This window comes from Streptomyces poriferorum, assembly GCF_019399235.1.
Lineage (GTDB): Bacteria > Actinomycetota > Actinomycetes > Streptomycetales > Streptomycetaceae > Streptomyces > Streptomyces poriferorum.
Genome location: NZ_JAELVH010000265.1, coordinates 1 through 18902, shown reverse-complemented (window position 1 = coordinate 18902; position 18902 = coordinate 1). Strand labels below are relative to the sequence as shown.

The 18902-nt window shown below is 71.5% G+C and carries 17 protein-coding genes and 1 riboswitch; of the genes, 4 read left to right on the top strand and 13 right to left on the bottom strand.

The features are described 5' to 3' along the window. The 9 genes from JGS39_RS31910 to ribD form a co-directional block, all read right to left on the bottom strand. Positions 1–1178 (bottom strand): hemolysin family protein (locus tag JGS39_RS31910; RefSeq protein ID WP_219573229.1); only part of this gene is annotated, 1178 nt, incomplete at its 3' end. A gap of 184 nt (positions 1179–1362) precedes the next feature. Beyond that, complete coding sequence (locus tag JGS39_RS31905; protein WP_219573228.1) at positions 1363–1815, bottom strand: PH domain-containing protein; 453 nt, start codon at positions 1813–1815, stop codon at positions 1363–1365. Between the two features lie 22 nt (positions 1816–1837). Next, positions 1838–2686: an ATP phosphoribosyltransferase gene (hisG, locus tag JGS39_RS31900; protein ID WP_219573227.1), complete on the bottom strand. Its 849-nt coding sequence runs from the start codon at positions 2684–2686 to the stop codon at positions 1838–1840. Between the two features lie 59 nt (positions 2687–2745). Further along, positions 2746–3018 carry a phosphoribosyl-ATP diphosphatase gene (locus JGS39_RS31895; RefSeq protein ID WP_018524273.1) on the bottom strand — a complete coding sequence of 91 codons (273 nt, stop codon included), beginning with the start codon at positions 3016–3018 and terminating at the stop codon, positions 2746–2748. Between the two features lie 35 nt (positions 3019–3053). After that, positions 3054–3539: a 6,7-dimethyl-8-ribityllumazine synthase gene (ribH, locus tag JGS39_RS31890; protein WP_219573226.1), complete on the bottom strand. Its 486-nt coding sequence runs from the start codon at positions 3537–3539 to the stop codon at positions 3054–3056. A gap of 37 nt (positions 3540–3576) precedes the next feature. Further along, positions 3577–4875, bottom strand: a complete 1299-nt coding sequence (locus tag JGS39_RS31885; protein ID WP_219573225.1) for a bifunctional 3,4-dihydroxy-2-butanone-4-phosphate synthase/GTP cyclohydrolase II — start codon at positions 4873–4875, stop codon at positions 3577–3579. Next, complete coding sequence (locus JGS39_RS31880) at positions 4872–5516, bottom strand: nicotinamide mononucleotide transporter family protein (protein ID WP_219573224.1); 645 nt, start codon at positions 5514–5516, stop codon at positions 4872–4874. Before JGS39_RS31880 ends, JGS39_RS31885 begins: the two co-directional genes overlap by 4 nt. Then, positions 5513–6130 carry a riboflavin synthase gene (locus JGS39_RS31875; protein WP_219573223.1) on the bottom strand — a complete coding sequence of 206 codons (618 nt, stop codon included), beginning with the start codon at positions 6128–6130 and terminating at the stop codon, positions 5513–5515. Before JGS39_RS31875 ends, JGS39_RS31880 begins: the two co-directional genes overlap by 4 nt. After that, on the bottom strand, positions 6131–7231 hold the full coding sequence (ribD, locus tag JGS39_RS31870; RefSeq protein ID WP_219573222.1) for a bifunctional diaminohydroxyphosphoribosylaminopyrimidine deaminase/5-amino-6-(5-phosphoribosylamino)uracil reductase RibD: 1101 nt from the start codon (positions 7229–7231) through the stop codon (positions 6131–6133). Positions 7232–7388: 157 nt separating this feature from the next. After that, positions 7389–7519: riboswitch (FMN riboswitch) on the bottom strand. Positions 7520–7783: 264 nt separating this feature from the next. On the opposite strand from ribD, the gene JGS39_RS31865 reads away from it, so the two are divergent. Further along, positions 7784–10126: a chitinase C-terminal domain-containing protein gene (locus JGS39_RS31865; RefSeq protein ID WP_219573221.1), complete on the top strand. Its 2343-nt coding sequence runs from the start codon at positions 7784–7786 to the stop codon at positions 10124–10126. Between the two features lie 80 nt (positions 10127–10206). Here JGS39_RS31865 and JGS39_RS31860 read toward each other — a convergent pair whose 3' ends face one another. After that, entirely contained in the window at positions 10207–11385 is a 1179-nt protein-coding gene (locus tag JGS39_RS31860; RefSeq protein WP_219573220.1) for an ROK family transcriptional regulator, read from the bottom strand. 150 nt (positions 11386–11535) lie between these two features. On the opposite strand from JGS39_RS31860, the gene JGS39_RS31855 reads away from it, so the two are divergent. Together JGS39_RS31855 and JGS39_RS31850 are read left to right on the top strand one after the other, a co-directional pair. Next, positions 11536–12768, top strand: a complete 1233-nt coding sequence (locus tag JGS39_RS31855) for an MFS transporter (RefSeq protein WP_219573219.1) — start codon at positions 11536–11538, stop codon at positions 12766–12768. A gap of 225 nt (positions 12769–12993) precedes the next feature. Then, positions 12994–14388 carry a uracil-xanthine permease family protein gene (locus JGS39_RS31850; protein WP_219573218.1) on the top strand — a complete coding sequence of 465 codons (1395 nt, stop codon included), beginning with the start codon at positions 12994–12996 and terminating at the stop codon, positions 14386–14388. A 5-nt stretch (positions 14389–14393) separates the two neighbouring features. On the opposite strand, the gene JGS39_RS31845 is transcribed toward JGS39_RS31850, so the two are convergent. Continuing rightward, positions 14394–15509 (bottom strand): glycoside hydrolase family 6 protein, encoded by a 1116-nt coding sequence (locus JGS39_RS31845; protein ID WP_219573217.1) that lies wholly within the window; start codon positions 15507–15509, stop codon positions 14394–14396. A gap of 185 nt (positions 15510–15694) precedes the next feature. Between JGS39_RS31845 and JGS39_RS31840 the strand changes: the two genes are divergently transcribed. Then, complete coding sequence (locus tag JGS39_RS31840) at positions 15695–16387, top strand: DUF5995 family protein (RefSeq protein WP_219573216.1); 693 nt, start codon at positions 15695–15697, stop codon at positions 16385–16387. Between the two features lie 36 nt (positions 16388–16423). Here the strand turns inward: JGS39_RS31840 and JGS39_RS31835 are convergent, their stop codons facing one another. Together JGS39_RS31835 and JGS39_RS31830 are read right to left on the bottom strand one after the other, a co-directional pair. Next, positions 16424–17356, bottom strand: coding sequence for a GNAT family N-acetyltransferase (locus JGS39_RS31835; RefSeq protein WP_219573215.1), 933 nt, complete (start codon positions 17354–17356; stop codon positions 16424–16426). After that, a partial coding sequence (locus JGS39_RS31830) for a peptidase C14 (RefSeq protein ID WP_219573214.1) occupies positions 17353–18902 on the bottom strand: 1550 nt, incomplete at its 5' end. The genes JGS39_RS31830 and JGS39_RS31835, both read right to left, overlap by 4 nt.

The following is an 18902-nucleotide window of genomic DNA, read 5'->3' as shown; positions in this document are numbered from 1 at the left end:
GCGACGGTCTCGTAGGGGCCGTCGGGTACGTCGAGGCCTATGCGGCGCAGGGTCAGCACCCGGCAGCTGCCTTCGGCGTCCCAGGCGGGCCGCCCGTCCTCGGGGGCGGCGGCGGCCAGCTCGGGGCGGTCGGCACCTTCGGCGTCGTGCTCGTCGCGCACCTCGCCGACGAGCTCCTCGATGATGTCCTCGAGCGTGACGACTCCGGCGGTGCCGCCGTACTCGTCGACCACGACGGCGATCGGCTGCTCGTTGCGCAGCCGCTGGAGCAGCTGCTCCACGGGCAGGGTCTCGGGAACCAGGAGCGGCGGCACGGCGATCCGGCCCGCCGGGGTGCGCAGGCGGTCCCCGGCGGGGACGGCGAGCGCGTCCTTGAGATGGATCATGCCGACGACCTCGTCGATGCGCTCCCGGTAGACGGGAAAGCGGGACAGGCCGGTGGCGCGGGTGAGGTTGAGGACGTCCTGCGCGGTCGCGGAGGACTGGAGGGCGCTGACCTTCACGCGCGGGGTCATGACGTGCTGGGCGGTGAGCCCGGCGAGGGACAGGGTCCGTACGAAGAGGTCCGCGGTGTCCTGTTCGAGGGTGCCGGCCTCCGCCGAGTGCCGTGCGAGGGAGACCAGCTCCCCCGGCGTACGGGCGGACGCCAGCTCCTCGGTCGGTTCGACTCCCAGGAGCCGCACCAGCCGGTTGGCGACGGTGTTCAGCAGGCCGATCACCGGGCGGAAGACCCGGGTGAACCCCTGCTGGGGCCCGGCGACGAACCGTGCGACCTGAAGCGGTTTGGAGACCGCCCAGTTCTTCGGCACGAGCTCGCCGATGACCATCTGCACGGCGGCTGCGAGGAGCATGCCGATGACCACGCTGATGCCGGGAACGGCACTGCCGGGCAGGCCGGTCAGCGAGAGGGGGCTGTGCAGGAGCTGGGCGAGCGCCGGCTCGGCGAGCATGCCGACCACCAGTGAGGTGATCGTGATGCCGAGCTGGGTGCCGGAGAGCTGGAAGGAGAGCTCACGCAGGGCGTCGACGACGGTTCGGGCCCGCCGGTCGCCCTCGGCGGCGGCGCGCTCGGCGTCCGCCCGTTCCACGGTGACGAGCCCGAATTCGGCTGCCACGAAGAATCCGTTAGCGAGGATGAGAAGGAATGCCGCGCTGAGAAGCAGCAGTGGGGTGGTCATGCCGCCGCCTCCGCAGAAGGGGCGGCGCAGGTACTACCGGACGATCCGTCCATTGCTGGAGGGAGTCACTCCTTGGGTCGCAGGAAAGCCCCGCGGGCCTCGGGGGCCTCTGGTGCGGGGCGGGGCGCACAGGGCGCCGCCGCCCTCCAGAGTAATCAACGAGAGGCCCTACGGGGCAGGGGGCTCAGCGCTTCTCCGTGCCGGTGCCGTGGTTCTCGGCGAGGGCGCGGAGCGTTCGGGCGTCGCGGATGGCCTGCTCCTTGGCGATTCCGGGCTGGATGCCGAGAGCGGGCATGCTGGTGCCGTCGCTGAGGTCGAGGAAGACCCAGGGGTCGCCGGCGCGCAGGTTGACGCGCACGATCTCCGCCCAGGACAGCCGCCTGGTGCGGGTGAGGTTGACGACCGTCACCCCGCTGTCGTCCGCCACGATCCTGGGGCGGCTGAGCAGCGCCAGGACGCCGAAGAAGAGCAGCGCGGTGAAGACGAAGCTGACCCGCTCTCCCCCGCTGAGCTGTTCCAGGGTGAAGGCGACGGCGGTGATGACGGCGAACATGGCCGCCCCGACGCTCAGCAGGACCACCCGGGTCCGGGTGGGCCGGAAGGTGACCGGAAGGGCGGGGAGTGCGGGGGCTGGCATGGTCTTCTTCCGTGTCCCGCCGTCAGAGGCGGCAGGCGTGGATGGCCGTGGTGAGGATGGCGCGGGCGCCGAGGTCGTACAGGTCGTCCATGATCCGCTGCGCTTCCTTGGAGGCGACCATGGACCGGACGGCGACCCAGCCCTCGTGGTGCAGCGGGGAGATGGTCGGTGACTCCAGGCCCGGGGTGAGGGCCACGGCGCGCTCCAGGTGCTCGACGCGGCAGTCGTAGTCCATCATCACGTAGCTGCGGGCCACCAGGACGCCCTGGAGGCGGCGCAGGAACTGCTGGACCTTGGGATCGTCGACGGCGGCGCCGGTGCGGCGGATGACGACCGCTTCCGACTTCATGATCGGCTCGCCGATGACTTCGAGTCCGGCGTTGCGCATGCTGGTGCCGGTCTCGACGACGTCGGCGATGATCTGGGCGACGCCGAGTTCGATGGCGGTCTCGACGGCGCCGTCGAGGTGGACGACGGAGGCGTTGACGCCGGTGTCGGCCAGGTGCTTGGCGACGATGCCCTCGTAGGAGGTGGCGATCGTCATGCCGTCGAAGTCCTGGGGCCCGGCGGCTGTGCCGGGCTTGGTCGCGTAGCGGAAGGTGGAGCGGGCGAAGCCGAGCTGGAGGATCTCCTCGGCATCGGCGCCGGAGTCCAGCAGCAGGTCGCGGCCGGTGATGCCGATGTCGAGGCGGCCCGAGCTGACGTAGATCGCGATGTCGCGCGGGCGCAGGTAGAAGAACTCGACCTGGTTCTCGGGGTCGACGAGGACGAGTTCCTTGGACTCCTTGCGCTGCTTGTAGCCCGCCTCATGGAGCATCGCCATCGCAGGCCCGGAGATAGCACCCTTGTTGGGGACGGCGATGCGCAGCATGAGGTCGGGTTTCCTTTGCGAAAGAGGTCGGGAACGTCGGGCGGATGCGGAGGTCGTGCTCAGAGGTGGGCGTAGACGTCGTCGAGGGAGATTCCGCGCGCGACCATCATCACCTGGACGTGGTAGAGCAGTTGCGAGATCTCCTCGGCGGCTGCGTCCTTGCTCTCGTGCTCGGCGGCCATCCAGACTTCGGCGGCCTCCTCGACGACCTTCTTGCCGATGGCATGCACGCCCTTGTCCACCAGTTCGGCGGTACGGGAGGTGGAGGGGTCGCCGTTGGCGGCCTTGAGCTGCAGCTCGGCGAAGAGCTCTTCGAAGGTTTTGTTCGCCATGATGTCCTTAAGAATACGGGGTCCCGGACCCGCACTCAGCGCCAGGGTTCGCTGACCGAGCGCAGTGTGGTGGCGGTGGCCACGGCGGCGGTGACCGCTTCGTGCCCCTTGTCCTCGTTGGACCCGTCCAGGCCGGCCCGGTCGAGTGCCTGCTCCTCCGTGTCGCAGGTGAGGACACCGAAGCCGACGGGGACACCGGTGTCCACGGCGACCTGGGTGAGGCCGAGGGTGACGCCGTGGGACACGTATTCGAAGTGCGGGGTGCCGCCGCGGATGATCACGCCGAGGGCGACGATCGCGTCGTAGCCGCGGCCGGCCAGCACCTTCGCGACGACCGGGAGCTCGAAGCTGCCGGGGACCCGCAGCAGGGTCGGCTCGTCGATGCCCAGCTCGTGCAGCGCGCGCAGTGCACCGTCGACGAGTCCGTCCATGACCTTCTCGTGCCACTGCGCCGCGACGACGGCGACGCGCAGGTCACCGCAGTTGCGTACGGACAGTTCGGGTGCGCCCTTGCCGCTCATGTCTCTCCTACTTCGTTCTCGGATATGTGCTGGTCTGTTACTGGTTGCCGCAGGTCGACGCGGTGGCCGCGTCGAGCCAGGGCAGGTCGTGCCCCATGCGGTCGCGCTTGGTGCGCAGGTAGCGCAGGTTGTGCTCGCCCGCCTGGACGGGCATGGGCTCCCGGCCGGTGACGGCCAGGCCGTGCCGCAGGACGGCGGCGGTCTTCTCCGGGTTGTTCGTCATGAGCCGCAGGCTGTGGACGCCGAGGTCCTTGAGGATCTGGGCGCCGGCCGCGTAGTCCCGGGCGTCGGCGGGCAGGCCGAGCTCCAGGTTGGCGTCGAGGGTGTCGACGCCGCGCTCCTGGAGTTCGTACGCGCGCAGCTTGGACAGCAGTCCGATGCCGCGGCCCTCGTGGCCGCGCAGATAGACGACGACTCCGCGGCCCTCCTCCGTGATCCGCCGCATCGAGGCCTGCAGCTGGGGGCCGCAGTCGCAGCGCTGGGACCGGAAGATGTCGCCGGTCAGGCACTCGGAGTGGACGCGGACCAGGACGTCCTCGCCGTCCCCGATGTCGCCGTGGACCAGGGCGACGTGCTCGACGCCGTCCACGGTGGAGCGGTAGCCGAACGCGGTGAAGGCGCCGAAGTCGGTCGGCAGCCGTACCTCGGCCTCGCGGCGGACGGTGGGCTCGGAGGTACGGCGGTAGGCGATCAGGTCCTCGATGGAGATGATCGTCAGTCCGTGCTTGCGGGCGAACGGCACCAGCTGGGGCAGGCGGAGCATGACGCCGTCCTCCCCGGCGATCTCGACGATGGCCCCGGCGGGCCGCAGTCCGGCCAGCCGGGCGAGGTCGACGGCGGCCTCGGTGTGGCCGTTGCGCACGAGGACCCCGCCGGAGCGGGCGCGCAGCGGGAAGATGTGGCCGGGGCGCACGAAGTCGCCCGGTCCTGCCGTGCCGCCCGCGAGCAGCCGGAGCGTGGCGGCCCGGTCGGCGGCGGAGATGCCGGTGCTCACGCCGTGTGCGGCCGAGGCGTCGACGGAGACGGTGAAGGCGGTCTTCATCGACTCGGTGTTGTGCGCGACCATCTGCGGCAGTTCGAGCCGCTCCAGCTCGTCGTTCTCCATGGGCGCGCAGATGAGTCCGCGGCACTCGCTCATCATGAAGGCGACGATCTCGGGCGTGGCCTTCTCCGCCGCGATGACGAGGTCGCCCTCGTTCTCCCGGTCCTCGTCGTCGACGACCACGACGGGCCGGCCGGCGGCGATGTCACGGATGGCCTGCTCGACGGGGTCGAGGGAGAGGTCCTCGGCGGGTGCGTCGTGCTCGCGGTGCAACCAGGTGGGCTGGGCAGTCATGCCGTGGCTCCTTCCAGAGCGGGTGTCCGCGTACGCAGCCACCAGTCGCGCATGCCCCACAGGACGAGGGCCCCGTAGACGACGTAGATGAGACCGGAGAAGGCGAGCCCGCTGTGGAAGTTGAGCGGGACGCCGACCAGGTCGACGAGGAGCCAGGCGAACCAGAACTCGACCATGCCGCGCGCCTGGGCGAGCATCGCCACGAGCGTGCCCGCGAATATGTACGCGTCCGCCCACGGGCTCCACGAGAGCGAGGGGAACGCGGTGAACAGGCCGCCGACCGCGAGGGTGCCGAGGGCGGCGCCGCCGAGCAGGTAGCCGCGCTCGCGCCAGGTGGCGAACCGTACGGCGATGGAGCCGTCCTGGGCCTGCTGCCGGCCCCGGGTCCACTGCTGCCAGCCCCACACCGCGACGGCGATGACGACGAGCTGCTTGCCGACGCTGCCTGCCTGGTGGACGGAGACGTTGGCCGCGACCAGCACGACGCCGGACAGGAGCTGGGCGGGCCAGGTCCAGATCGAGCGGAGCCAGCCCAGGGTCAGGGCGATCAGACCGATCGTGTTGCCGATCATGTCGGACCAGATGATGTGCTGGTCGAAGACGGTGAACGCCTCCGAGTTCAGCCAGTGCAGGGCGCTCACTTCGCCGTCTCCCCGGGCTCCTGCGCGGAGTCGCCGAGCAGTCGCTCGACGTACTTCGCGATGACGTCCACCTCGAGGTTGACCGGGTCGCCGGGCTCCTTGATGCCGAGCGTGGTCAGGGCGAGGGTGGTGGGGATGAGGCTGATGGTGAAGTAGTCGGGTCCGGCGTCCACGACGGTCAGGCTGACGCCGTCGACGGTGATCGACCCCTTCTCCACCACGTACCGGGTGAGGTCCGCGGGGAGGGAGATCTTCACGATCTCCCAGTTCTCGGAGATCTTGCGTTCGATGATGCGGCCCGTGCCGTCGACGTGGCCCTGGACGATGTGCCCGCCGAGCCGGCCGCCCAGCGCCATGGGGCGCTCCAGGTTGACCCGGGAGCCCGTGGCCAGCGCGCCGAGGCTGGAGCGGTTCAGCGTCTCGGCCATCACGTCGGCGGTGAACTCGTGCTCGCCGAGGTCCACGACGGTCAGGCAGACACCGTTGACGGCGATCGAGTCACCGTGCTTGGCGCCCTCGGTGACGACGGGGCCGCGCAGGCGGAATCGGGAGGCGTCGTCGAGCTTCTCGACGGCGGTGACCTCACCCAGTTCTTCGACAATTCCGGTGAACACTCAGATTTCCTTCCGGGCGGGGCCGGGGACGGCGGTGATGCGCAGATCGGGGCCGATGTGTTCGGTCTCGGTCACATCGAGGCGCAACGCCTCGGCGATGGTGGAGATTCCGGCGTCGGCGAGGGCCGCGGGGCCGGCGCCGAGGAGCACGGGGGCGAGATAGCCGACGACCTTGTCGACCAGTCCCGCCGCGACGAAGGCGCCGGCCAGGGTCGGGCCGCCTTCGAGGAGTACGGAGCGGACGCCGCGCCCGTGAAGGGCGGCGAGGAGTGCGGGAAGGTCAAGCCCGGGGCCGCCCGCCGCGCGGGGCAGCCGCAGGACGGACTCGACGGGGAGGTGGCGGGCGTCGGCATCGTCGGCGACCGCGATCACGGTGGGTGCGGTGGGATCGAGAACCCGGGCACCGGGGCGTACGGCGGTGGCGGCGGTGTCGACGACCACCCGCAGGGGCTGGACGGCGCCGTCGATGCCCCGCACCCCGAGCTGGGGGTCGTCGGTGCGGGCGGTGCCGGAGCCGACCACGACCGCGTCCGCCTCGGCACGCAGGCGGTGGACGTCGGCGCGGGACTCCGCGGAGGTGATCCAGCGGCTGGTGGCGTCGGCGGCCGCGATCCGGCCGTCCAGGGTCGCCGCGTACTTCCAGGTGACGTGCGGGCGGCCGAGGCGCACCGAGGTCAGCCACGCGGCGTTGACCGCTTCGGCCTCCTCGGCGAGCAGGCCCTGCTCGGCCTTGATCCCGGCGGCGCGCAGGGTGTCCGCACCGCCGGTGGCCTGCGGGTTCGGGTCGCCGACCGCGTACACGACACGGGCGATCCCGGCCTCGACGAGTGCCTGGGCACAGGGGCCGGTGCGGCCGGTGTGGTTACAGGGTTCGAGGGTGACGAAGGCGGTGCCGCCGCGGGCCTTCTCGCCGGCCGCGCGCAGGGCGTGGATCTCGGCGTGCGGCCCGCCGGCGCGCTGGTGGTAGCCCTCACCGACGGGGTGTCCCGTCGCGTCGAGGACGACGCATCCGACGACCGGATTGGGGCTGGTGGAGCCGAGGCCGCGGGCGGCGAGTGTGACGGCTCGGCGCATGGCGGTGGTGTCGGCTGCGGTGTCCACCGGGTCCTCCTGCCTCTTCGGGCACGGACTCCGGGGCCTGTCGATGACGACAGATGAAGCGGTACGTCGCACAGGAAGACGCCGAATGCCCGAAAAACGGATGGATCGGTCGCCCGAAACCCATCCGCCGACGGCGGCGTACCCGCGAAACGGCCCGCCGCGCACTGCCTCCCATCCGGACTTTAACCGTCGGTCCAGGAATCCCACCTGGTCAACCGGCCGCTGGATGCGGACGGGTCGCGGACTATAACCGCCGGTTCGGAATTGCACCGACCCCGGAGTGCGCTGCTGCTGGTACACGATCAGTGTGCCACGAGTGGCCATGACCCATACGGGCGAACGCTGTGGAGTGGCTCACAGACAGGCCGTGACAAGGGCTCTTTTCGGACACTCGCACCCTATTGGTCCAGACCTATTGACGCACTGGTCTAGTCCTCTTAATCTCTGCGTCACCTCCGAGGAACGGTTCCCGGGTGTGCGCACACCCGGGAACCAACACGACCCACCCCCTTGTCAGTTGTGTTCTGCCGACCTCCCCAGGAGGAACCGAACGTGCTGTCCCCCACTCGCGCGAGAGCCACCCTGCTCGCAGCCGGCGCCAGTGTCGCCGCCCTGCTGGTCGGCTCACTCGCCGCAACCCCCTCGCAAGCCGCCGGCCAGGAGTCCTGTCGCCCCGACGGACTCTACGAGACCCCGGGCGTCGCCGTCCCGTACTGCTCCGTGTACGACTCCGAGGGCCGCGAGAAGATGGGCGCCGACCACCCGCGGCGGGTCATCGGCTACTTCACCAACTGGCGGACCGGCAAGGACGGCAAGCCCGCCTACCTCGCCTCCGACATCCCGTGGGACAAGGTCACCCACCTCAACTACGCGTTCGCCCACGTCGACGGCGCCAACAAGATCTCGGTCGGCGGCGACGGGCCGGACAACGCCTCGACCGGTATGACGTGGCCTGGAGTCGCCGGTGCCGAAATGGACCCGAACCTCCCCTACAAGGGCCATTTCAACCTGCTCAACAAGTTCAAGAAGCAGTACCCGAACGTGAAGACGATGGTGTCGGTGGGCGGCTGGGCCGAGACCGGCGGCTACTTCGACGACAGCGGCAAGCGGGTCGACTCCGGCGGCTTCTACTCGATGGCGACGAACGCCGACGGCTCCGTCAACCAGGCCGGGATCAACACCTTCGCCGACTCGACGGTCGGCTTCATCAAGAAGTACGGCTTCAACGGCGTCGACATCGACTACGAGTACCCGACCACGATGAAGGACGCCGGCAACCCGCTGGACTGGACTCTGTCCAACGCCCGCCGGGCCGGTCTGGTCAAGAGCTACGCCGCGCTGATGAAGACGCTGCGCGAGAAGCTCGACCGCGCGTCCGCCGCCGACGGCAAGCACTACCTGCTCAGCGTCGCGGCCCCTTCCTCCGGCTATCTGCTGCGCGGCATGGAGACCTTCCAGGTCCAGAAGTACCTGGACTACGTCAACATCATGTCGTACGACCTGCACGGCGCCTGGAACGAGTACGTCGGCCCGAACGCCGCCCTGTTCGACGACGGCAAGGACGCCGAACTCGCCCAGGCGAGCGTCTACTCGACCTCGCAGTACGGCGGGACCGGCTACCTCAACACCGACTGGGCCTACCACTACTTCCGCGGTTCGATGCCGTCCGGGCGCATCAACATCGGGCTGCCGTACTACACCCGCGGCTTCAAGAACGTGCAGGGCGGCACCAACGGGCTGTGGGGCAAGGCGGCCTCCACCGACTGCCCGGCCGGCGCGGGGCTGACCAAGTGCGGGGACGGCGCCGTCGGTATCGACAACCTCTGGCACGACCAGGACACCGCGGGCAGGGAGGCGCCGGCCGGCTCCAACCCGATGTGGCACGCGAAGAACCTGGAGAAGGGCGTCGTCGGCGACTACGTCACGGACTACGGATTCCCCGCGGGCACGAAGCTGACCGGCACCTACGTCCGCAACTACGACTCGACGCTCGTCGCGCCGTGGCTGTGGAACGCCGAGAAGAAGGTCTTCCTCTCCACCGAGGACGAGCAGTCGGTGAAGGCCAAGGCGGACTACGTGGCCGACAAGGGCATCGGCGGCACGATGATCTGGGAGCTCGCGGGCGACTACGGCTGGAACGCCGCGAAGGGCCAGTACGAGCCGGGCTCCACGCTCACCTCGGCCATGTACGACACCTTCAAGTCTGCGGCGCCGTACGGGGCCAAGCGCTCCACCATCGACCTGCCCACGCAGGCGCTGGACATCGACGTGTCCTTCGACCAGTTCCCGCTGGGCGACTCCAACTACCCGATCAGCCCCAAGCTGAAGATCACCAACAACACGAAGGCGACGCTGCCCGGCGGTACGGAGTTCCAGTTCGACTACGCGACGTCGGCGCCCGCCAACGCCAAGGACCAGTCGGGCTTCGGCACCACGATCGTGCGCAGCGACCACACCGCCGCGAACAACATCGGCGGGCTGAAGGGCGACTACAACCGCGTCTCGCTGAAGCTGCCCGCCTGGCAGAGCCTGGCGCCCGGTGCCTCGGTGCAGGTGGACTTCGTCTACTACCTGCCGACGTCCACGCCGTCCAACTGGACGGTGACCTTCGGCGGGAAGTCGTACGCACTGGCCGCCGACCTCGCCCGCGGTACGACCGTCGTGGAGCCGGGCGGCGGCACGCCGTCGCCGGACCCGACCGGCACGACCGGACCGAGCCCGGACCCGACCGGCGGCACGTGCTCGGCGGCGGCCTGGAGTGCGTCGGACTCCTACGGGGCCGGGGCGACCGTCAGCCACGGTTCCCACCAGTGGAAGGCCAAGTGGTGGACGAAGGGTGAGACGCCCGGCACCACCGGCGAATGGGGCGTCTGGCAGGACCTCGGCGCCTGCTGACGCGACACGGAAGCGGGGCGCCCCGCACGGCGGGGGACCCGCACCCGCGGAGCCCTCACTGCCGCCCGCCCAAGGGCCTGTCACGCCACCGGGGTGAACAACGCGTCCTGGGCCGCCTCACGGGCGGTGAGCACCGCGCCCCGCAGGACCGCGGTGCCGCCCAGCAGGCCGGCCCTGACCTCGGTGCGCAGCGGGGACAGCTTGGCCAGCCGTTCCTCGACCCGGGCGGCCAGCGCGTCGCCGCCCGCATGTCCGACCTCGCCCGAGAGCAGGACGCAGCCCGGGTCGAGCACCGAGGCGACGGCGGCGACGCCGAGGGCGAGCCGGTCGGCAAGGGTGTCCAGGAAGGCCTCGCTGTCGCCCTCCCGCGCCAGGGCCGCGCGCACGGCGACCGCGCCGCCGGGCTCCTGGCCTCCCGCCGGTGCGGTGATGCCGTGGGCGATGGCCAGTTCGACGAGCGGCGCCGAGCCCACCAGGGAGTGGAAGCCGCCGTCGCAGTTGACGGCGGACGGCGTCCCTACCGTGCCGGGTACCGGCAGGAAGCCGATCTCGCCCGCACCGCCCGAGGCGCCGCGGCGCAACCTCCCGTCCAGCATGACGGCCGCGCCGACGCCGTGGCCCAGCCAGAGCAGGACGAACGTGTCGTGGTCCCGGGCCGCTCCGACCCGGTGTTCGGCGACGGCGGCGAGATTGGTCTCGTTCTCGACGAGAACGGCCGCCGGCAGACGCTGCTGGAGCGCCCGCACCAGCCGGCGGTGCCAGGCCGGCAGGCCGGTGGTGTCCCGCAGTTCACCGGTGACCGGGTCGATGAGGCCCGGGGCACCGATGCCGACGCTGTGCAGGGGCGCCGTTCCGGCTGCGCGCGCCGTGCGTTCCAGGAGGGCGACGGCCTGTTCGACGGCGTCGTCTGCGGCGGTGTCGCTGCCGATGGGCAGGGTCGCTTCGGCGAGGGTCGCGCCCAGCAGGTCGGCGACGACGACGGCGACGCTGTCGGTGCGTACGTCGAGACCGGCGAGGTGGGCGCGGTCGGCGACGATGCCGTAGAGCCGGGCGTTGGGCCCTCGGCGCTCGGCCCCACTCTCGCCGACCACCTTGATGAGGCCCGCACCCTGCAACCGTTCGACCAGGTCGGCGACGGTGGGCCGGGAGAGCCCGGTCAGGGTCTTCAACTGGGTGGCCGTCAGCGGGCCGTCCTGCTGGAGGAGGCGCAGGGCGAGCCGGTCGTTGATGGCCCGGGCAGTGCTCGGTGATGCGGGCATGCCGGGATCCTTCCAGATCACTGTCACGGGCGGGACCGGGTGGTCTATTTATCAGGCAGGGTTCCTGATAGTTTACTGCCCGCATCGTGGAGAAGGACGCCGGGGAGCGTCTCGAACCGCGCGGACATTCCCAGGGGAGGGCACGGCGGTATGACTACGGATTCGACGACTACGGGCTTCGGCACACGGGAGGTGCGGCGGGCCAGGTACGCCATCGCCGCTGTCTTCACCGTGCACGGCGCGGTGACCGGCAGCTTCGCCACCCGGGTCCCCTGGATCCAGGACCATGCCGGGGTCAGTGCCGGGCAGCTCGGGATCGCCCTGGCCTTCCCCGCGATCGGCGCCTCGCTCGCGATGCCGCTCGCGGGTACGGTCAGCCACCGCTTCGGCGCCAGGACCGCGTTGCGCGGGCTGCTGGCCCTGTGGACCCTGGCCCTGATCCTGCCCGCCCTGGCCCCGAACCTGCTGACGCTGTGCGCGGCGCTCTTCGTGTACGGGGCGTCCGCCGGAATGTCGGACGTGGCGATGAACGCGCTCGGCGTGGAGGTGGAGAACCGGCTCGACAAGTCGATCATGTCCGGACTGCACGGGATGTGGAGCGTCGGCGCCCTCATCGGTTCGGCGGCGGGCACGGTGGCGGCCCATCTGGGGGCCGACGCACGGCTGCACCACACGCTCGTCGCGCTCGTCCTCACCGTTCTGGGGCTCATCGCCTGCCAGCGGGTGCTGGACCTGCGCAGCGAACCGGACGAGGAACCGCCGCCGCGCTTCGCCCTGCCGCCGAAGTCGGCGCTGATCATCGGCGCGGTCGGCTTCTGCGCGGTCTTCGCCGAGGGCGCCAGCCTGGACTGGTCGGCGGTCTACCTGCGTGACGTACTGGACAGTTCGGCCGGGCTCGCGGCCGCGTCGACGACCGCGTTCGCCCTGACCATGGCCATCGCCCGGATCGCCGGCGACCGGATCGTCGACCGCTTCGGTGCGGTACGGACCGTGCGGACCGGCGGCGTGCTTGCGACGGTCGGCGGGATCATGGTGGTTACCGCCCCGAACGCGGCCCTGGCGATGTCCGGTTTCGGGCTGATGGGGCTCGGCATCGCCGTGGTCGTGCCGCTCGCCTTCGCGGCGGCCGGGCGCAGCGGTCCGAACCCGAGCCAGGCAATCGCCGGCGTCGCCACGATCACGTACACCTCGGGGCTCATCGCCCCTTCGGCCATCGGCTCCCTGGCCGAGGCCACCTCGCTGGTCGTCTCGTTCGGCGTGGTGTCCGTGCTGGCGTTCGGGCTGGTGCTCGGCGCCGGGGTGCTGCGGGCCGGCGACCGCAAGACCGTGGCGTCCTCGGACGCCGGGGCCGCGAGCAGGGCGCCGGCCGAGCCGCGTCCCTGAGGCGCGGCGGGCGGTCCCCGGCCGAGAGGGCACGCCCTCCTGAACTGAGACCGCCGCCCCGGCAATGGGAGTGGGAGAGGGAGAAGGAGCCCCTCGGCTCCGGGAGCAGGAGCCCCGCGACGCCGCCCCCCGTTGACGGGCGGTCTAACATGGCGCTGATCTTTTCCGCGGTGGCGCCGTGCCCGACGAGGCACCGGGCTCCGCATCTACACACAGGGAGCAACCATGGGCGGCCTCGGCGTGCGCTGGACCTTGCACGGCGACGGGAAGACGCCCGCACCGGGCGCGGTGGTCCGTCCCGACGAGCGGCTCACCTGGCCCCGGACCTTCGGGCTCGGCGCCCAGCACGTGGTCGCCATGTTCGGCGCGTCGTTCGTCGCGCCGGTGCTCATGGGGCTGGACCCGAACCTGGCGATCATGATGTCGGGTGTCGCGACGGCCATCTTCCTGCTGGCAACGCGCGGGCAGGTGCCCAGCTATCTGGGCTGTTCGCTCTCCTTCGTCGGTGTCGCCGCGACGATCCGGGCCAGTGGCGGCAGCAGTGCCGTCGTCACCGGCGCGGTGCTCGTGGTCGGCGCGGTGCTCTTCCTCGCCGGTCTCGCGGTGCAGCGCTTCGGCGCGCGGATCATCCACGCGGCCATGCCTCCCGTGGTGACGGGCGCGGTCGTCATGCTGATCGGGTTCAATCTGGCGCCGGTGACCGCGTCGACGTACTGGCCGCAGGACCAGTGGACCGCGCTGCTGGTCATGCTGTTCACCGGACTGGCCGTGGTCTGTCTGCGCGGGTTCTTCTCGCGTATCGCGATCTTCCTCGGTCTTGTCTTCGGCTATGTGCTGTCCTGGGTCCTGGACCGGGTCTTCGGGAAGATCCACTCTCCGGCCGGCGGTGCGGAGGCCGTGGACCACTGGCGGCTGGATCTGTCGGGGGTCTCGAAGGCCGACTGGGTCGGCCTGCCGTCGTTCCACGGCCCGAGTTTCGAATGGTCCGCGATCCTGGTCGCGCTGCCCGTCGTCATCGCGCTGATCGCCGAGAACGCCGGTCATGTGAAGGCGGTCGGTGAGATGACCGGCCGTTCCCTGGACGGGAAGCTCGGGACCGCCATCGCGGCGGACGGGGCCGCCTCGATGCTGTCGACCGCCGTGGGCGGTCCGCCGAACACGACGTACTCCGAGAACATCGGGGTGATGGCCGCGACCCGGGTGTACTCCACCGCCGCCTACTGGGCCGCCGCCTGTTTCGCCCTGCTGTTCGGTCTGTGTCCCAAGTTCGGTGCGGTCGTCGCCGCCATCCCGGGTGGGGTGCTGGGCGGCATCACCGTGATCCTCTACGGCATGATCGGGCTGCTCGGCGCCCAGATCTGGCTCAACGCCAAGGTCGACCTGCGCAATCCGCTGAACCTGGTGCCGGCCGCCGCGGGCATCATCATCGGCGTCGGCGGGGTCAGCCTGAAGATCTCCGACAACTTCGAGCTCAGCGGAATCGCACTCGGCACCATCGTCGTCATCACGGGCTACCACGTACTGCGGGCCTTCGCCCCGGCCCATCTGAAGACGCAGGAGCCACTTCTGGACTCCGGTACGTCCGAGTACGACAAGGAGCCGCCGGCCTCCGGCGCCTGATCCCATCAGCCGGTGGCCAGCTGGTAGGCGTAATCGGGGGTGAAGGACCCCGCCGCACCCTTGCAGCCGTCGGACTCGCCGGGCAGTTTCACCCACAGGTACGCGTCGACACGGGACTCCCCCGTGTCGGTCGTGGGTGTCCGGCCGAGCGCCCGGCCCGCCGGATCGCACCACACGCCGGCCTCGGGCGGCCCGTTGCCGTTGCGGCTGGTGTCGATGACGGCGCCGAGTCGCGCCGGGCCGCCGAGTGCGGCCAGCACCCGGCGGGCGTAGGCGGCCTCGTCGGCGGTGCGGTGGAAGTTCGACACGTTGGTGAAGATGCCGTCGCTGCTGCCCGCGGCGCCCGCCGCCCGGAGCGCCGCGGCCTGTTTCGAGGCCGCGTGCCAGCCGGAGTGGCCGCCGTCGAAGTAGACCCGGGCGTTCGGATCGGCCGCGTGCAGGGTGCGGCCGGCCCGGGCCAGTGAGGCGTAGCGCGCCGCACGGTCGCCGGCCGGGAGACAGTCGGCCAGTGCGATGGCGTCGGGTTCCAGGATCACGATGACCGGCCCGCCGCCGAGTCCCGCCGCGAACTCCCGGATCCACGCGTCGTACGCGGCGAGGCCGGGCGCCCCGCCCTGGGACGCCCCTCCGCAGTCCCGGCCGGGGATGGCGTACGGCACCAGCACCGGCGTCCGGCCCGCACGGGCCGCGGCCGCGGTGACCGACCGGACCTGGCCGGTGACAGCCCCCGGGTTGTAGGCGGCGAACCAGACGGCGGCGGGCTGGGCCGCGATCCGCGTCTCGATCAGCGGGCGTCGCGGATCGTCGCGGTGGGCGGCCACCCAGTCCAGGACCTGAGAGGCGGGGTGGCGGTAGAGCCGGCCGTCGGGCGGGGCCGCCGCACCGCGGGACACCGCCGGCGCCGGCTTCTTCGACGGGCGGGGTGTACGGGAGGCGGTGGGCGCCGTTGCGGACGGGCTGGGCGAGGCCGCCGTCGGGCTCGGGACGACGGGCAGGGGCGCCACGGTCGGCGACGCCGTGGTGTCGGGCCTGGCAGTGGTCCGCTCCCCCTCCCCCGCGACGGCGGAGATCACTCCCGCCGCCGTCCCCGCGGCCACCACGGCCGAGGCGACGACAGCCATGACCTGCCGGCGAGCACGGCGTCTGCGTTCCCTGAACTCCGCCCGTGAGACCCGGCGTTGTATGCGTGCGCCCGACACTCCTCGATCCCCTCCCCGGCCCCGGCGGTGCTGCCGTCGTTACCCCATTCCGATGAACCGACGGCTCCCGGCTGCCACGGCGAGCCTATGGCTGGGACGCTGCCCCCATGGCGCAGTTCGAGCAGTTGGAGCAAGTCGTGGACGGACCCGCCGCAGCGGGCGCACGGACCGGCACGGGCACGGCGATCGGGCGGATGCGCTCGTTCCGTCCGTCCGCGGGCCGCGGCGAGGACGGGATCGCCGTCTTCCACCGGGTCTCTCTCGCCGTCCTCGGCACGCAGGCCGCGGCCGTGTCCGGGGTGCTGGCCGAACACCTGACCGCACGGTATCTGGCCGCTGTCGACCCCGCCGCGGCCGGGCACCGGATGCCGGACTGCTGGCGCCCGCTGTTCCAGTACCGGCGCCACCCCGGCGTACGGCCGGTGCAGTTCGCCCTTGCGGGCCTGAACGCGCAGGCCGGTCACGATCTCTCACTCGCCGTCGTCGACACCTGCCGTGCGCTCCGCTGTGCCCCGGCGGACCTGGCGGAGGAGTTCGACCGGGTGGGCGGTCTGCTGCTGATGCTGGAGGAGCGGATCGGCGAGGATCTGATGCCGGGTCCGGAACGGCTGGAGGTCACCGATCCGCTCACCCATCTGGTGGGCAGCTGGAACCTGGAGCGTGCCTGCGAGGCGTCCTGGTCTGCGGCCCGGGTGCTGTGGAGGCTGCGCGATGTGCCGCTGCTGGCGGCGGAGTTCGGGCAGCGGCTGGATGCGGGGGCCGGGCTGGTCGGGCGCTGTCTGCTCACGCCCTGCCGCTGACCGGGCCCGGCCGCCGGTTCCCCGCAGCCACGTCGCTCAGAAGCAGTCGCCGTACCAGTGGACCGCGCCGGGCGCCGTGACCGTGGCGCGCACGGATGCGGCCGTGGCGTGCAACGGCCTTGCCATTCCGGTGTGTTCCGTCACCTGGCGGGCGTCGGCAAGCAGGGCGGGCAGCACCGCCGCCACCCCGGGGGCTGTGGGGATCCGGACCCGGGCCCGGGTCAGCCCCGCCGCCCGGGCGCGCGAACCGACGGCCGCGAGCAGGGGCCCCAGGCAGTCGGCCGCGCCCGCGAACTCGCGCACCTCCACGCAGTCCGCCACGTGCTGCGCCACGATCCAGCCGGTGAGCGCCCCGGAGACGGGATCCACCGCCACGAGCGGCTGTTCGGCGGGGCCGTACCAGGCGGGCACCCGCACCGCCCAGTCACCGGGTTCGCGCAGCGAGGTGAGCGGCCGGCGCGCGTTGTACGCGTGGTGCAGCGCGGCCACCTCCACGGCGTCGTCGGGGGTGGCCTCGCGGACCGGGAAGGCTCCGGGCGCGGCCGAGGGGGCGAGCGTCCCCTCGGTGTACGAACTCGCGAACTCCTCCCAGCCCGAGGTCCGGTAGACACCGGGCGTGCCGGTGAACAGCAGGGACCAGGCACACTGGTCGGCGCTCATGGTGCGCTCCGCCGCCGCGAGCAGCAGCCTGATCAGCCCCCTGCCCCGGGCCTCGGGGCGGGTGGCGACGCTGCCGATGCCGCCGACGCGCTGCGGGGCTCCCGAGGCGTCACGGATCAGCCTCGGCACGTAGACGACGACCGCGTCGATCCCGTCGCCCTCGGCGTTCTCCGCGACGAAGGTGTGGCGGTGGCGGTCCGGGTCGAGGGCGTGCAGGTCCGGGAGGTGCGGGGCGACGAAGCAGCGGCGCCAGAGGGCGGCGAGGGCGGGGTCGTCGGCGGCGGTCGTGGTGCGGACCACGGCGCTCACAGGACGAGGTTCCCGTCCGTGCGCACCGTGTCGCCGGCCGGAGGCATCGCGCTGTGCCGTGTGCCGTCCTCGACACACGCGGTGTGGAGGACCGAGGCGAGCGCGTCCGGGGCGAGGTGGAGGGTGCCGCCGGTGAAGCGGCTGCCGGTGGCCGCGTAGTGGTTCGTGCCGTCGGCGATGCGGATGTGGGCGGTGCCGGCCCCGGTGGCCCTGCTGCTGAGGCCGGTGATGTCCCAGGTCGTCCCGCCGGGTCCGGCCGCGCGGCCGAGCAGCGCCTCGGCCTTGTTGCTGCCGGTGAACCTGGCCCCACCGGTCACGGTGATCCGCTGGTCGCGCACGCCGCTGAGTTCGATGCCGGTGTTGTCGTACGTACCGCCGTCGATGCGCAGGTCCGCGGAACCGACCGAGAGCGGGGCCGCGTTCTCGGCGCCGGTGAGGGTGCAGTCGGTGAAGTGGACGGGGCCCGCACCGCGCAGCACCGCTCCGTCGACGCCCTTGAACGTGCAGCGTACGAAGTGGACCGGCGCGGTGACGGGCGTCTGCACGAGGACGGCACCGGCGGGCGGTTCGAAGGTGCAGTCGCTGATGGTGGTCGGCCGGCCGGAGCGGGCGGAGCGCTGGGCGACCGCGAAGGTCTTCGCGGTGCAGCCGCGCACCTGGGCGCCGTCGGCGTTCACGGTGAGGGTGCCGGCCTGGTCGAAGGTGGGGCGTGCGATCACCGTGATGTCCTCCAGGGTCAGGTCGGTGATCTTCGTGTTGGCGGTGAACCAGGAGCACACGTGTCTGCGTACGGTGATCCGCTTGGCGGATATGCCCCACTGGGAGCCGGAGTTGGCGATGTCCATCAGCCCGGAGTTGCCGTCGAAGAGCAGGTCGTGCTCGTACTGACCATGGGTGGTGAAGGGGTTGCCGCCCGCGTCGTCGCCGTCGCCGTGACAGTTCACGACGGTGCAGTAGGCGGAGGCGGTGAGGTCGTTGAGGTGGCGCACATTGCTGGTCGTGCAGTCGGCGACCCGCCCGTACAGGCAGTAGATCTGCTGGGTGAGGTAGCCCGCGCCGCCGTACTCGACGGTGGGCGGGTTCTTCAGGGAGCAGTCCTCGGTACGGAAGCGGGTGCACCAGCGGCGCATGACGACCGGCCAGAAGGTCCCGGTGGCGTGGATGCCGGAGACGTCGCAGCCCACGGCGTACTCGAAGCTGACGGGGTGGGAGCCGGTGTACTCGTCGGGTCCCGCGCCCTCGAAGAGCATGTTGCGGATGTGGGTGTTGCGCACCGGCTCGACGCGGGTCCAGGTGAGGGTGCGGCCCTCGGCGAGTTCCCAGCCGTTGAGGTAGCCGATCCGGATGTGGCCCGCGTCGATGATCTCGGTGATCTCGACCAGCTTCTGCAGTTCGCGCTCGTCACCGCCGCCGCCCGCGACCGGGTCGACCTGCACCGCCCACCACTGGCCGACGGCGAACGCCTTGGCGTCGGGGACCGGGAAGTTGTCGGTCAATTCGATGACCTTGCCGGAGAGCGGGTGCCTGACGGTGGTGTCGGTGACGG